Genomic DNA, 13856 nt, shown 5'->3' with positions numbered 1-13856 from the left:
CACCGTACGGACCAGCAGGGGTCCACAGAGAGGTTTCAAGCGTAATCAGGACAGATTCGCCAAAGCGTAGATGGGCTGGCTGGGATTTTTATGCAGAGCATCGAAACAGTCTGGGGCAAGATACTGGAGGCAAGAGCCAGGGGGCAGAGTCTGCCCGAGCCCTCAACCGATTCGGAACCATCGCCGGGAGAGCAGCTGCTGCGCGTGTTCCGGCCCCTGTGTCCCGGAGAAAACGGCTGGGTTATCGGGCAGCTGGGGCAGAGCCTGGATGGCCGCATTGCCACGGCTTCGGGCGCATCCCGTTACATTAATGGGGATGATGGGCTGACCCATCTGCACCGGCTGCGGGCGGTCGCCGATGCCGTGGTGGTGGGTGCTGGCACTGCACTTGAGGATAATCCCCGTCTTACTTTGAGGCGTGTGGCCGGATACCAGCCAGTGCGCGTGGTGGTGGACCGCAGGGACCGCCTGCCCGGGGACCACCACCTGCTCACGGATGGAGATGCACCCACCCTCCACCTGGTGGCCGGGGATGCCATTCCGGAGTGTGATCGGCCCTGCCCGGAAGCCGGCGTCACCCGCGTGCCCTGCCTGGATCCGGAACGCGAGACCATTGATCCGGACCGGGTTCTGGCAGTGCTGGCGTGTTTCGGCCTTGGGCGTGTCTTCGTGGAAGGCGGCGGTCGTACGGTTTCAGCGTTCCTGGCCGCCGGCCGGCTTGACCGGCTTCATGTGATGGTCGCCCCCATGATTATAGGCAGCGGCTATCCTGCCTTTACGCTGCCTGAAGTAGACCGTCTGTCTGATGCCATCTGGCCTGAGGCTCAGGTGGTGAATCTGGGCAGTGACGTGCTCTTTGACCTGGATCTCAGGTGCTCCGGGGCTTCCCACCGGGCACAGGAATAAGGCCCGGCAGGCCGCCCAGAAGGATGACCACCCCGTAGGCAATGCTGAGTGCCACTCCCTCGTTGGCGGGCAAGCCGGCCAGAGGCCACAGGGCTGCGGCAACGCCCTCGCGAACCCCCCATCCGGCGATGCTCACAGGCAGTACCATACTGAGCAACAGGCAGGCGTGAAGAGCGAGTTTTTCCAGTGTGAGCGGTTGCGTGGCGATACTGGCATCCAGCAGTGCCAGGGTCGCGAAATAGGTGGCCACTACCGCCAGCGAGAGAGCCAGCTGGATGACCGGTGCTGGCCAGCGAAAGAGGGCGGTATGAACATCCGCACGGAGCAGGGCGCTGTAATCCCGGACCCTGGGCAGACGACCTGCGGCGATCGCCAGCAACAGCACCAGGGCAGCGCCCCAAAGCCATTGCCCGCTGAGTTGCGGGCCAGGGAGGGCGAAAGGTGGGGCAATGACCAGGAGCGCTGTAATGGTGAGCACAAGGGCCAGCTGACCGGAGAGGCGCTCAATCATCACACTGTGGGCAGCCGCGCTGGTACGTGCTTCCGGATGCCGGGCACGCCAGGCGCGTTCCACATCCCCGACCACTCCGCCCGGCATGATCTGGTTGACCAGCGTTGCCCGGTAATAGGCGGCAACGCTCTCTCCGGCGCCCAGCGGAAGGTCCAGGCGATAGGCTGTGTAACGCCAGCGCAGGGCGGAAAGCACCACCTGGGGTATGGAAAGGGCAAGGGCGGCAACCAGGCTCCAGGCGGGCAGGCGCTGCAGAACCGTAACCACCTCCGCGGGCTTGATGGTCATCGCCACCACCCCCAGCAATGCCAGGCTTACCAGCAGTCGACCGTAACGCTTCACGGTTGCCGCGCTTCTGAGGGTGGAAGCGCAAGGAGGTCCAGGTGATCCACCCGAATCCGCAGCTGTCCGCTCCGCGCCTGGGCACTGCGCTGGCCCTGCCATCGGTCAATGGCGGATTGGTCCCCGGGCGCCTGTTCACGGGCAGCCTGGCACCATCCCGCCATGAGAACCTGCTGGAGGTGGGGGTCACGGTGATCCAGCTCCCAGGGGCTGGGATCGGTTAGGACCTCAAAGCCATGTGCTGTCAGGGCTTGGGACAGGATCCTGGTGGCGTCAGGGCCGGCAGCGCTGCCGGTGCCCTTGTCACGGTGCTGGTGCTCATTGACGGTCTTTCGAAGCAATTGATCGTATGAATCAGAAGGTTGAAGCTCAAAGTTGCCGCAGTAGTTGAGGGCCATCAGGAGGGGCGCATGGCGGTGGGCGGCAGTCGCCGCCAGGGCCTCAAGCCACTCGCGGCTCATCAGGTCGAGCAGGGCTGAGGCGGTGATCAGGTCCACTTTCTCAGGAATGACCTCATTCAGGTTCGTCGCAGTAACCTGCTTCTGCCACCAATGGGTGGTTGAGCCATTGCCCATTTGGGGCTGGTGGATCGTGGGGGCCAGCGCGGGATCCGGTTCCACCATCAACCACTGCTGCGGATCAGGGAGTCGGGGAGTGAGGTAGCGCTGGTTGGATCCGGTACCGGCGCCGAGATCGCAGATTGCGAGGGGCGTCTGGGGAGTCGCGATTCGATCCCGGAGTCTGGTGGTTAACCGCTCACTGCGGGCTTTGTGGTCGGCCCGCTCACGCAGCCCAAGCCAGTCGGCCTCGAAGACGGCGCTGCCTTGTTCCGGACGGCTGGTTTTCAGGGCGCCCTCGAATTCCCGGGCAGTCATGGACCAGGTCCGGAGACTGCGGGCTGACCCACAGGCTGCATGGGCCTGGCTGTGAAGCTGATCCGGGTGGTTAAGCCAGGCGTGGATATGGTCCCTTAGTGCCGTATGATCGCCGGCCGGATGCAGGCGTACGCCGGGGCGATCGGCGGTTTCGGCAAGGGCGCCGCCGTCAGAGCTCAACACTGGAAGCCCGGCCGCAAGCGCTTCATCGATCACCATGCCATAGCCTTCGTAACGCGCGGGCAGTATGAAACCGTGGGCGTGGTTCCACAGGGGGATCAGGTTCTCGCCCTCCAGCTCCCCGGTGAGTGTGACCTGATCCGTGAGGCCGTACTGGGCCAGCATCCCGCGAAGGCGGGCAGTGAAGTCGGGTTTCCGTGTGGTGCTTCCCGCCAGGGTCAGGTGCCAGTGTTCACCGGCGAATGGGGCAAGGGCGGCAGCAAGAATGTCCTGCCCCTTGCGCGGTGCCAGGTGGGCCACGCAGAGCAGTTCAAGCGAGGTCCCCCGGTCGCGGGGCTTGTGGGGCTCCGGCAATTGCGCCATGGCAACGCCTGGGGGCGCGACCGTCACGCTGGCTTCCTGGACACCGTACGCTGCCAGTTCGCGCGCCGTGCTCTGGCTCGTGGTGACGACGGAGGCCATGCTTGCAAGTGCGCGCCGCTCGCTGTCGAACAGGTGAGCCCGGGTCTCGTCGGGCAGCCCTGTCTCCAGGGCCAGTGGGTGATGGATGAGTGCCGTCAGGCGGAGCCGCTGCGAATGGGGCTCAACCGCTTCCGGAACGCCACCGAGCGCCAGTCCATCAATGACCACGCTGGCCCCGTCGGGCAGGCGCCGAAGGCACTGCTCCATGGCCTTGCGGGCTCGGTCGTCGGCTATCGGGAACCGGCCGGACAGGCCCTCGATCCGCACGGACCAGCCGCCTGCCTCCAGGGCCGCTGCCAGCTCCCGCACATAAGCGTAGCCGCCTGTGCGCTGACCGGGGTCGCCGGGGACAATGAACGTCAGGTCGTGGTCAGAGGTCGCCACGGTAGCTGGCCCAGGCGATGTGCGATTCGCTGAGGGTGATCGCCAGGCCACTGATGCCGTGGGCGGATTCACCCAGGCGGCCGGCCTTGATGGCGTCGGCCATCCGCTGGAACACCATGCCCGCCATGAATTCGGTGGTGGTGTTGCGGCCCTTGAGATCCGGGTGGTCGTCCAGGTTGCGCATGTTGAACTCACCCAGAACCTCGCCGAGCACCTGGGTTGCCAGGCCAATGTCCACAACCAGGTCATTGTCATCGAGCCGCGGCCTCTCAAAGGTGGCATCCACCACGTAGGTTGCGCCGTGCAGGGCCTGGGCCGGGCCGAATGCCTCCCCGCTGAAACTGTGGGCGATCATCATGTGCTGTCTGACGGTCAACTGATACATGGCATCCTCAGGGTCAGTGGTTTTCCGGGTAGCGCACCCGGTGGCACAGGGCGGTGCTGCCATCACGGCAGAGCGCTGTCATGGTCTCGGGCAGCGCCTCGAAGTCGCTTTCACCATCAATGAGTACGTCCAGCTCCGGACTTGCGAGCAGTGACAGCGCCAGTTCCAGGCGGTCCCGGTGGGTCCACGCGGGGCGGCGTTCCGGGCTGACGCGGCCAACCTGGCTGGCCCTGAGAGTCAGGCGGCGGGAATGGAAGGCGCCCCCGAGCGTGACACTGACCGGCTGGTCGCCGTACCAGCTCATCTCGACGATCCGGCCCTCGGTGCCGGCAAGGCCGATGGCGTGGTCGAGGCCTGCCGGATTGCCGCTGGCATGGATCACCAGGTCATGGTCATCACTCTGGAGATCCGGATCAAAGCGTACGCCCAGTTCCGAGAGGATGCCGTGGCGGGAAGGTTCTGTATCCACGGCTGTTACCCGCGTACCCGGCAGGCGCTGGCAGAGCCAGGCCATGAGGGCCCCCACGACACCACAGCCAACCACCGCGATGCGCTCCCCAACCGCGGCCTGTGCGTCCCAGACACCGTTGATGGCTGTTTCCATGTTGGCAGCAAGGATGGCGCGCTCTGCCGGCACGCTGTCGGGTACCGGTACAACCGCGGAAGCGGGTACCCGGAACCGCGTCTGGTGGGGGAACAGGCTGAAAACAGTACGGCCCTGCAGTTCGGCGGGCCCCTGAACCACACGGCCAACGTTGCTGTAGCCATGGCGTACGGGCCACGGGAAATCACCCGCCTGGAAGGGCGCCCGCATGCGCTCATGCTCGGAGCGGGGAATGCGGCCATTGAACACCAGCGACTCCGTGCCACGGCTGATGCCGGTGTACAGGGTGGCGACCTCCACCGTTGGCTCGCTGTCAGGGGCGTCCAGGTCCGGGTTGGTGGGCTGGATCTCCCCATGGGCTGGGCCAGTGATCCAGAATGAGCGTACTCTTGGGGTGTGATCAGCGGTCATGATGGGCGCCTTGGGATTGGTTCGGGACCATTATTGACCCTGCCGGGGGTCACGACAAAGGGGAAGAAATGGCCAGTGAGAAAATTCCGGATCGAACCGGTGCCAGTCGGGAACTGCTGCTGACGGCGTTGCCCTTCACTGTGGTTACGGGCGGGATCTGGTGGCGGATGGGCATGCCGCTGGTTTCTCTCGCCCTGCCATTGGCGGGGTACGCCCTGCTTGCCTGGCTGGTCGTGGCGGGCGTCCCAGGGCAGCAGGGGATCGGTCCTGCCAACAGGGTGACTTTCTACCGGGCGCTGGGTGTGGTCATTCTCGCCGGCATTCTGCTTGAACCGCAGCTTCTGGCCGTCGCCCAGTGGGCCTGGGTTATGCTGGCGCTGGCAGTCCTCATTCTGGATGGTCTCGACGGCTACCTGGCGCGCCGTTTCAGCGTGAGTACGTATTTCGGGGCACGTTTTGACATGGAAGTGGACGCGGCTCTGATCCTGACGCTCAGCCTGGCGGTCTGGGGGCTCGGCATCACCGGGCCCTGGGTTATGCTGCTGGGGCTGATGCGCTACCTCTTTGTGGCCGCCGGCTGGATCTGGCCCTGGGTCAATTGCCCCTTGCCCGAAAGCTTCCGGCGTAAGACCATCTGTGTATGGCAGATTGCCAGCCTGGTGATCGTCCTGGTGCCGATCACGCCGTCCTGGCTTGCGGTCTGGATACTGGCGCCGGCACTGATGCTGCTGGCGTACTCATTCACCGTGGATCTGGCCTGGCTCTACCGGGCGGGAGGACAGCATGAAACGCAAAGGCATGGCACTGAAACGTAACGCACTTGTTGCGGGCATCCTTACAGGGGGACTTGTGACCGGCGGCAATGCGGTTGCGGAGCCTCAACAATACACCATCGACGATGAACACTTCACCATGACCTTCAAGGTCATGCACATCGGCTATGCCCGGGTGATCGGGATGTTCCGCGATGTGGAGGGGCAGTTTGTCTATGACCCGGAGACACAGACTGTCAGCGACGGCGAAGTCGTCTTCCAGGCGGAGAGCGTGTTTACCAATCATAAGGAACGGGACGAGCACCTGCGGGGCGAGGACTTCCTGAATGTTTCCGAGCACCCGGAGATCCGCTTTGAGGTCACGGGTTTTGAGATGACCGGGAAATCCACCGGGAAACTGACCGGGGATCTGTCGATGCTGGGCGAGACCAACCCGGTCACGCTTGATGTGGTCCTGAACAAGGCCGCAGAGTACCCCATCGGACACGGTGACTATACGCTGGGGCTGTCGGCGCACGCTGTGATTGAGCGCAGTGACTGGGGGATGACCTATGGGGTTGCGGATGACCTGGTAGGGGATGAAGTGCGGCTGCAGTTTGAGTTCGAGGCCAACCGCGACGATGGCGGCTGGTTCTGAGGGCCGCGCCGGGCGGCCCTGGATCCTGTCAGGCAACTCTCACCAGATGGTCACCCCCGGAAGACTGGGCGACCTGTTCCGCGACACGGTTGAACACGTGGTAGGCCTCGGGAGCATGGGTATCCAGTGCGGTGCCGACGTATCCGAAGTCATCCCCGATGGGCTGCCCCGAGGCGATGACCCGGAAGTCCACCCGCGTCTCGGGAGTTCCCGCCTTCAGTGGGACCTCCACCCACAGGTGAACCCGTTTCTCGGCGGGGATGTACTCGGTACGCACAACCCGGAAGCCGTCGGTCAGTGTCAGAGAGGTATCGTTGCCTGAGGCGTCGAGGCGGTACTTGAGGATGGTTTTCATGGCCGGTCTCCTCTGTTGGTGTCAGCCACAGTATCGGTTCCTTGACGAATCGAATAAATAAGGTTTTGTGAGTTTCTGCAACTAAAAAATCTGATAGTCAGCGTCCGGAGCAGATTGCCTGTATCCCGGGATGGCGCATGCCCTCCACGCCATAGAGGGCGTAGATCTGGTCGCGGACTGCTTCAATGCTGGCAATCTCCTCGACCTGGTACTGGCGACAGACTTCCTCACGGATCACCGTTGGTGCCGCGAAGACACCAAGCCCCGCACGACCGAACACCTTGATCAGGGCGCTGTCGTCAATTTCCGCGGCCTCGTTCAAACGGATGCCCCGGTCCCGGAACCACTGCATCAGCTGCTGGTAATAGGGCGCTTCCAGGGCGCTGGCAAGAAAGGGAAACCCATCCAGGCTGTCCGGAAATCCCGGGGCCAGACGCTGCGCCAGTGCTGGTTCCGCGAACAGGCTGATGGCGGATTGGCTGAGAGGATTCAGATACCATCGGAAATCCTCGTCGCCTGCCGGCGGCCTGTCGGTGATCACCACGTCCAACTCGTGGCGTGCGAGGGCGCTGGTGAGGTCCTCCGGGGTTCCGGTGCGGCATCTGAGCGTGATGGGTGTGGGGGGTTTCCAGCGCAGGAGCGATAACCCGGTAGGCAAACAGCTTGTGGATTGAGGCCACAATGCCAACCCGCAGCTTACGGGCCGGTGCCGCCTGCGCGTCGTCAAGCCATGCCTCCAGTTCCTCCGCAGTGCGGAACATCGGGTCAGCATACTGGAAGACCCTGTGCCCGGTGTCCGTCATGACCAGACGGCGGCCCCGGCGCTCAAACAGGCGGGTTCCAAGGTCCGCCTCGAACGTGCTTATCTGACTGCTGAGTGTCTGTGGTGCGAGATCCAGCGCTTCCGCTGCGCGGGCGATCGAGCCCTCCCGGGCCACGACCCAGAAATGGTGCAGATGCCGATAATTCAACCGTCGGCTCACGTCCGATCCTCTTTCAGGTTGGCAGGATACCGGTCCCCTTATACAGTTAGACGGTCCCGATTTGAAAGGTCGTCTTTTGATTCCGATCATCCATCACCCATGTTACAGCTTCCCGTTCCCGGGGTCGCATCGGTTTCCCATGAGCAAGTTCGGCCTGCTCATGGATCACCTCAATGAAGCCGGGATCGCCTGCTCCGGGAACCGTTTCCGGCCGGGGCGGTGCCGGCAGGAGTGGCTGCATGCGGTGCACAGTCCGGATTACATCGAACGGTTCCGTAACAATGGCCTGACTCCCCGGGAACTCAAGCGTGTGAACCTGCCCTGGAGCGAAGGGCTGGTGCGGCGAACCGTTACCTCACCGGCGGGCACGGTCCTGGCAGCGCAGCTGGCACTGCATTACGGCGTCGCCTGCCATCAGGCAGGGGGGACCCATCATGCCCAGTACGACGTCGCAGCTGGGTTCTGCATTATCAATGACCTGGCGGTGACATCCCATGTACTGCTTGAACGGAATCGGCTGGAGCGGATCCTGATCTTTGATTGCGATGTGCATCAGGGCGATGGCACTGCCCGCCTGTTGGCGGATGAGCCCCGAGCCATCACCTGTTCCATCCACTGTGGCCGCAACTTCCCCTTCACCAAGGCCCTGAGCGACGTGGATGTAGCCCTGCCGGACGGGCTGGAGGACGATGACTACCTGAACGAGGTATCCAACTGCCTGCACGCACAGCTGGACCGGTGGCAGCCCGACCTGGTGCTTTACGCCGCAGGGGTGGACATCTATGCCGGAGACCCGTTGGGGCGTCTGGGTGTCAGCCTTGAAGGCATCCGCCAGCGGGAGGCGCTGGTTCTGGACACTCTGAAACAGCGCCAGATCCCCGTGGCGACCGTTATCGCGGGTGGCTATGACGATGACCGGGAAGCACTGGCGCGTCGCCACGCTTTCGTGACGGAAGAGGCATGCCGACTCTACCCCTGAGAGTCGAGGAGCCAGGTCTGGAGGTTGATCAGGATGCGATCCGCAACCCGATGCGCCTTGTCGGCATAAGGCCCCTCGAATAGCTCGCGCACAGTCGCATGGAAGTGTGCCCCCCAGCGTTCAAAATGTTCCGGCTCCAATGGCTGCTTCGCATGCACCGCTTCATGCTTTGCTATCATGTTCTGTGTGTACACGCCGCGCTCGCCCAGCAGCATCTTGCGCCAGTAGGCCTCAATCGTGGGCAGATGATGATCGAGATTGACGCCAGCGGTTTCCAGAAATACGGGCGCCATGATGGGATCGTTCAGGAGCCGATCGTAGAAAATCTGAACCAGATAGTGGATGGCTTCAGGCGTGTTGAGATCGCTTTGCGGGCGCTGATCCAAGGGCATCGATTCCGAGCTAAGCCGTCAGCATTCGGCCCAGAGTCTGCCATCCGCTTCCGGGCATAGCAATTGCCCGGAAGCTATTGGGTCGATGGTCTATTGTATGGGTAACTGGGCGTCAGTTTGCCTCGCGTGCAGGTGAGCCTTCACGTTGCTGCGCCTGCCAGCTTGGAGCGTAGTAGACATCCGCTTGAGACGGCGGCAGCAGCTCGCGACCCAGAATATGGTCGGCTGCTTTTTCGCCGATCATGATGGTTGGGGCGTTGATATTGCCGTTAGTTACAGTGGGCATGATGGATGAGTCCACCACGCGCAGGTTCTCCACGCCGCGCACACGGCATTCCGGATCGACCACTGCCATGTCGTCCTCGCCCATGCGGCAGGTTCCGCAAGGATGATAGGCGGTCTCCGCGCTTCGGGCGACCCAGTCGTCAATCTCATCGTCGGTCTGGACTTCTTTGCCGGGCGAGACTTCCTCTCCTCGGTAGGGATCAAACGCCGGTTGAGCAAACAGTTCACGGGTCAGGCGCAGGCCGTCGCGGTAAGCCTGTTTGTCCGCTTCCTCGGTCAGGTAGTTGAACTGCATCCGGGGTGGGTCTGCTGGATCCGCCGACCGCAGCCAGACACGGCCGCGGCTGTAGGGCTTGTTGGCCCCCAGGTGCACCTGGAAGCCGTGTCCCTTGACCGCGCTGGAGCCGTCGTAGGCGATGGCGCCAGCGAGGAAGTGGTATTGCAGGTCCGGGTATTGGAGCCCGGCGCGACTGCGGATATAACCGTTGGATTCGAACTGGTTGCTAGCGCCCAGACCGGTTTTAGTCAGGAGCCACCGGGCCCCGATCCACCCTTGGGCAATGGGGTTGAGCCAACCGTTCAAGGTAATTTTCTGCGTACAGCGCTGCTGAACCCAGACCTCAAGATGATCCTGCAGGTTTTCGCCCACACCTGGTAGATCCCTGACGACCTCAATGCCATGCTCGCGCAGCTGCTGAGCCGGGCCAATGCCCGAGAGCATGAGCAGCTTGGGCGAATTGAAAGCGCTGGCAGACAGGACAACTTCTTTGCGCGCACGCACACGCACGACCTTGTCGTTCTGTTTGTATTCCACCCCTACGGCGCGTTGGCCCTCCATAATCACGCGCTGCGTGTGTGCGTGCATCTGCAGTTGGAGGTTATCGCGTTTCAGGGCGGGTTTGAGATAGGCGTTGGCTGTGGATGCACGTACGCCATTGCGCACCGTCATGTCCATGCGACAAAAGCCTTCCTGCCGGTAGCCGTTGTAGTCGTCGGTCTTGCCGTATCCAGCTTGTTCACCCGCCTCGATGAAAGCCCGGTAGAGCGGGTTACGCATGTTGTTACCGTTGCATACGCCCAGCGGTCCGCCGGTACCTCGGTAGTCGTCCGCGCCATAGATGCAGTCCTCAGCGCGGCGGAAGTAGGGTAGTACATCGGCATAGTCCCAACCGCGGGCACCGCGTTCCGCCCATTCAGCAAAATCCCCGGCAGAACCGCGGACATAGGCCATGCCATTGATCGACGATGAGCCGCCGATCACCTTGCCACGGGCCTGGTGAAGGGAGCGGTCATGCAAGCCTGGCTCCGGTTCCGTGTGCAGGCCCCAGTCAAAGCGCGGCTTGTTCAGAGGGATGGAGAAGGCAGTGGGCATCTGGATAAAGATGGAGTTGTCCTTGCCGCCGAATTCCAGCACCAGCACCTGGTGAGCGCCGTTCGCGCTCAGCCGGTCCGCCAGGACGGAGCCGGCGGAGCCGGCCCCGACGATGACGTAATCGAATTCCTGATCAAAGTACTGTTCACTCATGATCTGCTCCCGGTTCTTGTTTATTCGCCGTTCTGGTTGCGTTGCCCCGGCATGGCGACATCCCCAGGCGCTTCCCGGCACCGTTGCAGATAGTCCATGTGACGCTCGTACTGATCAAGAATGTCCTCAATGATCTGGGATTGGGTGTAGTCCATCAGGTCGTAGCCCTGACCGCCTTCCGCCAGATGCACCTCAAGCTGGCAATAGTTGTTGTGCTCAGCGTGGGGCCGGATGGCGAAGGCGGGCATGGTCGCCATACGGGGCCAGACCTGATAGGTGAACCGGCCTTCCTCGCCCAGATCCACATCGAGTTCCAGATGCCGGGGGTCATCATCCCAACCGCGGATCTTGGCTTCCACACCCCGCTCGCGCAGTTCGTGCTCGATCTCGCCCATGGCGGGTTTGACGGTCTGCTCAAGAAAGCGCATGGCCTGGTTGTAGTCCGGGAAACTGATGGCCCTGGTCAGGCGCTGGCGCCAGGTAGGTGCATTGACGTCCGTGCCGGCGAAGGCACCCGCCGGGGCAGGCCTTGGACGGCGATGCTTGAGCGACTCCGTCTTGAGCGCTTTGTAGAGCCCCACCATGATGAAGAAGAGCACTACCGAGAACGGCAGCCCCATGATCACCACCGTGCTTTGGAGTGCGTGCAGGCCACCGGCCATCAGCAGTGCCAGGGTAAGCAGACCGATGATGGAGGCCCAGAGGATGCGCATCCAAACCGGTGCGTCGTGATTCACATCCCTGAGGATGGAGGTGAAGTTTGACAGTACCAGGGCACCTGAGTCGCCGGACGTAACAAAGAACACAATCGCCAGGATGGAAACCACAATTGTAGTGAGCCCCGCCCATGGCAGGCTTTCCATGAACATGTAGATCGACGAGGCCGGATTGTTCATGGCCTGTTCGCCAAAGGACTCGGCGCCGTTCATGACCATCTCGATAGCGCTGTTACCCATGATGGACATCCATACCATCATGAAGGTCATGGGCAGAATAAGCGTTCCAACCGTGAACTGGCGAATGGTTCGACCGCGTGAAATGCGCGCCAGGAACAGGCCTACAAAAGGGCCCCAGGCAATCCACCAGGCCCAGAAGAAGATGGTCCATCCGTTAAGCCAGTCGGTGGGTTGGTCAAAGGCGTAGGTATTAAACGACATGCTGATGAAGCCGGTGATGTAATCACCGATGTTCATCACCAAGGCATTCAGAAGGAAGATGGTGGGCCCGGCAATCAGCACAAAGATCACCAGCAGCGCCGCCAGCAGCATGTTGAATTCGGACAGCCGGCGAATGCCTTTCTCCACGCCGCTGACCGCCGAGAGTGTGGCGAAGACCACGATCATGAGCACCAGCATGGCCTGCACCCAGGTGGTTTCGGGCAGGCCGAACAATTCGGCGAGACCATAGTTCAGTTGGATGACGCCAATGCCCAGGCTGGTCGCGATGCCGAAAACCGTGCCCAGCACCGCGGCAATGTCCACCACGTGACCGATGGGGCCGTAGATGCCCCGGCCGAAGATGGGATACAGGGCCGACCGGATGGTCAGAGGCAGGTTATGTCGATAACTGAAATAGGCCAGCGACATGCCCACCAGGGTATAGATGCCCCAGCCGGAAACCCCCCAGTGCAGGAAAGTCAGTTCCATTGCGTGGCGCGCTGCCTCTACGGTGCCACCTTCACCCTGAGGCGGCGCCAGGAATTGGGATACGGGCTCAGCGATGCAGAAGAACAGCAGGTCAATGCCGATGCCCGCGGCAAACAGCATGGAAGCCCAGGAGACGATGTTGAACTCCGGTTTGGAGTGATCCGGCCCCAAGCGGATATCGCCGAAGCGTGAGGCGGCGATGATGATCACAAAGGCAAGATAGGCCACCACCGTGAGAAAATAATACCAGCCGAAGGTGTTTGACACCCATCCCAGCACGGTGTTGATGGCGTCTTCCGCTGCTCCGGTAAAGAACATGGTCCAGAGCGCGAAGAACACGATCAGAATGGATGAGCCGAAAAAAACGGTTGGATTGAGTCGGTCACGGACTTCTTCGGTGGGCGCGTTCTGTTCCATTGTGGAACTCCCTTTTTTGGCGGTTACCGGTTTTTAGAGGGACAACTATTTCTTATGGCCACAGGTGATTTGCCCTTATAGGACAATAAGACACTGACTTTCCAAGTCAACCTGTTTTTCGGAACCATACGCAGGGCTTCCGGCTCTCCGGAACAGATGGCTTGTGCTCTCGTCTGGTACCGGGTGGGGAATGGTCTGGAACCGTTCGTTCAAAGGCCATCGATATCTATTGTGGTAATACAGTAATATCGAAGGTTCAAAATGTAATAAGAAAAGAATTTGGAGCTTATGTCATGGATACAGCAAGCCTTCTCAATGGTGTGGCCGGAGGCGTTCTCATCGGCGCCTCCGCCGTTTTTCTCATGGGGATGATGGGACGGATCGCCGGGATCAGTGGCATCGTTTCCGGAATGCTCTACGAGCCCGTACACAGTGAACGCATCTGGAAGGGTGCCTTTGTGCTGGGGCTGGTTCTTGGGCCGTTCATGCTTACCCAGCTCGCTCCCCAATGGGGCAACGTGGCGGGCGTAGCTGAAGGGGCGATCGGTGCGCCGATGGCCAGCGTGCCCGTTATGGTCGTGGCCGGGCTGCTTGTGGGCCTGGGCACGGGGCTTGGTGCGGGCTGTACCAGTGGTCATGGTGTCTGTGGCATGGCACGCCTTTCCACCCGCTCGATCATGGCGACCCTGGTGTTCCTGGCCTGCGGCATGGCAACAGTGTTCGTTGTAAGGCACCTGCTTGGAGGTGGCGCATGAAGGTACTGGCGGGTCTTGTCGCGGGGCTTCTGTTCGGTCTCGGGCTTGC

At 62.0% G+C, this 13856-nt stretch carries 14 protein-coding genes and 1 pseudogene; 5 read left to right on the top strand and 10 right to left on the bottom strand.

All coding sequences use genetic code 11. The annotated features are described in order from the left end of the window. Window positions 1–90: 90 nt before the first annotated feature. Entirely contained in the window at window positions 91–906 is an 816-nt protein-coding gene (locus QZ501_RS08985) for a RibD family protein (RefSeq protein ID WP_295718876.1), read from the top strand. Here QZ501_RS08985 and QZ501_RS08980 read toward each other — a convergent pair. Genes QZ501_RS08980 through QZ501_RS08965 form a run of 4 tightly spaced genes read right to left on the bottom strand, consistent with a single transcriptional unit; the run spans window position 869 to window position 5060 of the window. Beyond that, window positions 869–1759 carry a lysylphosphatidylglycerol synthase transmembrane domain-containing protein gene (locus QZ501_RS08980; RefSeq protein ID WP_295718875.1) on the bottom strand — a complete coding sequence of 297 codons (891 nt, stop codon included), beginning with the start codon at window positions 1757–1759 and terminating at the stop codon, window positions 869–871. The two genes, QZ501_RS08985 and QZ501_RS08980, sit on opposite strands and share 38 nt — an antisense overlap. Then, window positions 1756–3660, bottom strand: coding sequence for a glycosyltransferase family 4 protein (locus QZ501_RS08975; protein ID WP_295718872.1), 1905 nt, complete (start codon window positions 3658–3660; stop codon window positions 1756–1758). The genes QZ501_RS08980 and QZ501_RS08975 overlap by 4 nt, the downstream gene beginning before the upstream one ends. Then, complete coding sequence (locus tag QZ501_RS08970; RefSeq protein ID WP_095616816.1) at window positions 3647–4045, bottom strand: 6-carboxytetrahydropterin synthase; 399 nt, start codon at window positions 4043–4045, stop codon at window positions 3647–3649. The genes QZ501_RS08975 and QZ501_RS08970 overlap by 14 nt, the downstream gene beginning before the upstream one ends. Before the next feature lie 13 nt (window positions 4046–4058). Beyond that, window positions 4059–5060: a zinc-binding alcohol dehydrogenase gene (locus QZ501_RS08965; RefSeq protein WP_295718869.1), complete on the bottom strand. Its 1002-nt coding sequence runs from the start codon at window positions 5058–5060 to the stop codon at window positions 4059–4061. A gap of 68 nt (window positions 5061–5128) precedes the next feature. On the opposite strand from QZ501_RS08965, the gene QZ501_RS08960 reads away from it, so the two are divergent. Both QZ501_RS08960 and QZ501_RS08955 read left to right on the top strand, forming a co-directional pair. Beyond that, window positions 5129–5875: a CDP-alcohol phosphatidyltransferase family protein gene (locus tag QZ501_RS08960; protein WP_295718867.1), complete on the top strand. Its 747-nt coding sequence runs from the start codon at window positions 5129–5131 to the stop codon at window positions 5873–5875. Beyond that, window positions 5844–6470: a YceI family protein gene (locus tag QZ501_RS08955; RefSeq protein ID WP_295718865.1), complete on the top strand. Its 627-nt coding sequence runs from the start codon at window positions 5844–5846 to the stop codon at window positions 6468–6470. The genes QZ501_RS08960 and QZ501_RS08955 overlap by 32 nt, the downstream gene beginning before the upstream one ends. Before the next feature lie 28 nt (window positions 6471–6498). On the opposite strand, the gene QZ501_RS08950 is transcribed toward QZ501_RS08955, so the two are convergent. From QZ501_RS08950 to QZ501_RS15105, 3 genes and pseudogenes are all read right to left on the bottom strand, one after another. Then, a complete protein-coding gene (locus tag QZ501_RS08950) occupies window positions 6499–6825 on the bottom strand; it encodes a hypothetical protein (protein WP_095616820.1) in 327 nt (108 codons plus the stop codon). A gap of 97 nt (window positions 6826–6922) precedes the next feature. Further along, on the bottom strand, window positions 6923–7597 hold the full coding sequence (locus QZ501_RS08945) for a LysR substrate-binding domain-containing protein (RefSeq protein WP_295718863.1): 675 nt from the start codon (window positions 7595–7597) through the stop codon (window positions 6923–6925). 76 nt (window positions 7598–7673) lie between these two features. After that, window positions 7674–7898 (bottom strand): annotated as a pseudogene (locus QZ501_RS15105) (LysR family transcriptional regulator); the annotation flags it as partial. Window positions 7899–7947: 49 nt separating this feature from the next. Between QZ501_RS15105 and QZ501_RS08940 the strand changes: the two are divergent. Further along, on the top strand, window positions 7948–8787 hold the full coding sequence (locus QZ501_RS08940) for a histone deacetylase (protein ID WP_295718861.1): 840 nt from the start codon (window positions 7948–7950) through the stop codon (window positions 8785–8787). On the opposite strand, the gene QZ501_RS08935 is transcribed toward QZ501_RS08940, so the two are convergent. From QZ501_RS08935 to betT, 3 genes are all read right to left on the bottom strand, one after another. After that, window positions 8778–9173 (bottom strand): group III truncated hemoglobin, encoded by a 396-nt coding sequence (locus QZ501_RS08935; RefSeq protein WP_295718858.1) that lies wholly within the window; start codon window positions 9171–9173, stop codon window positions 8778–8780. The two genes, QZ501_RS08940 and QZ501_RS08935, sit on opposite strands and share 10 nt — an antisense overlap. 118 nt (window positions 9174–9291) lie before the next feature. Then, a complete protein-coding gene (gene betA, locus QZ501_RS08930) occupies window positions 9292–10989 on the bottom strand; it encodes a choline dehydrogenase (protein ID WP_295718855.1) in 1698 nt (565 codons plus the stop codon). 20 nt (window positions 10990–11009) lie between these two features. Next, window positions 11010–13052 carry a choline BCCT transporter BetT gene (betT, locus tag QZ501_RS08925; RefSeq protein ID WP_295718853.1) on the bottom strand — a complete coding sequence of 681 codons (2043 nt, stop codon included), beginning with the start codon at window positions 13050–13052 and terminating at the stop codon, window positions 11010–11012. A 293-nt stretch (window positions 13053–13345) separates the two neighbouring features. On the opposite strand from betT, the gene QZ501_RS08920 reads away from it, so the two are divergent. Continuing rightward, a complete protein-coding gene (locus tag QZ501_RS08920; RefSeq protein WP_295718851.1) occupies window positions 13346–13807 on the top strand; it encodes a YeeE/YedE family protein in 462 nt (153 codons plus the stop codon). Window positions 13808–13856 lie beyond the last annotated feature (49 nt).

Source organism: uncultured Halovibrio sp., assembly GCF_913056445.1.
Classification (GTDB): domain Bacteria; phylum Pseudomonadota; class Gammaproteobacteria; order Pseudomonadales; family Oleiphilaceae; genus Halospina; species Halospina utahensis_B.
The sequence above is the reverse complement of the archived record's forward strand: the minus strand, read 5'-3'. Positions and strand labels throughout refer to the sequence as shown.

Bases quoted from the DNA above. Each gene is read 5' to 3' on its own strand.
- QZ501_RS08945 (WP_295718863.1), bottom strand. From the start codon at position 7,597: ATGCTGACCCGATGTTCCGCACTGCGGAGGAACTGGAGGCATGGCTTG.
- QZ501_RS08970 (WP_095616816.1), bottom strand. From the start codon at position 4,045: ATGTATCAGTTGACCGTCAGACAGCACATGATGATCGCCCACAGTTTC.
- QZ501_RS08955 (WP_295718865.1), top strand. From the start codon at position 5,844: ATGAAACGCAAAGGCATGGCACTGAAACGTAACGCACTTGTTGCGGGC.
- betA (WP_295718855.1), bottom strand. From the start codon at position 10,989: ATGAGTGAACAGTACTTTGATCAGGAATTCGATTACGTCATCGTCGGG.
- QZ501_RS08920 (WP_295718851.1), top strand. From the start codon at position 13,346: ATGGATACAGCAAGCCTTCTCAATGGTGTGGCCGGAGGCGTTCTCATC.
- QZ501_RS08940 (WP_295718861.1), top strand. From the start codon at position 7,948: ATGAGCAAGTTCGGCCTGCTCATGGATCACCTCAATGAAGCCGGGATC.
- QZ501_RS08965 (WP_295718869.1), bottom strand. From the start codon at position 5,060: ATGACCGCTGATCACACCCCAAGAGTACGCTCATTCTGGATCACTGGC.
- betT (WP_295718853.1), bottom strand. From the start codon at position 13,052: ATGGAACAGAACGCGCCCACCGAAGAAGTCCGTGACCGACTCAATCCA.
- QZ501_RS08950 (WP_095616820.1), bottom strand. From the start codon at position 6,825: ATGAAAACCATCCTCAAGTACCGCCTCGACGCCTCAGGCAACGATACC.
- QZ501_RS08985 (WP_295718876.1), top strand. From the start codon at position 91: ATGCAGAGCATCGAAACAGTCTGGGGCAAGATACTGGAGGCAAGAGCC.
- QZ501_RS08960 (WP_295718867.1), top strand. From the start codon at position 5,129: ATGGCCAGTGAGAAAATTCCGGATCGAACCGGTGCCAGTCGGGAACTG.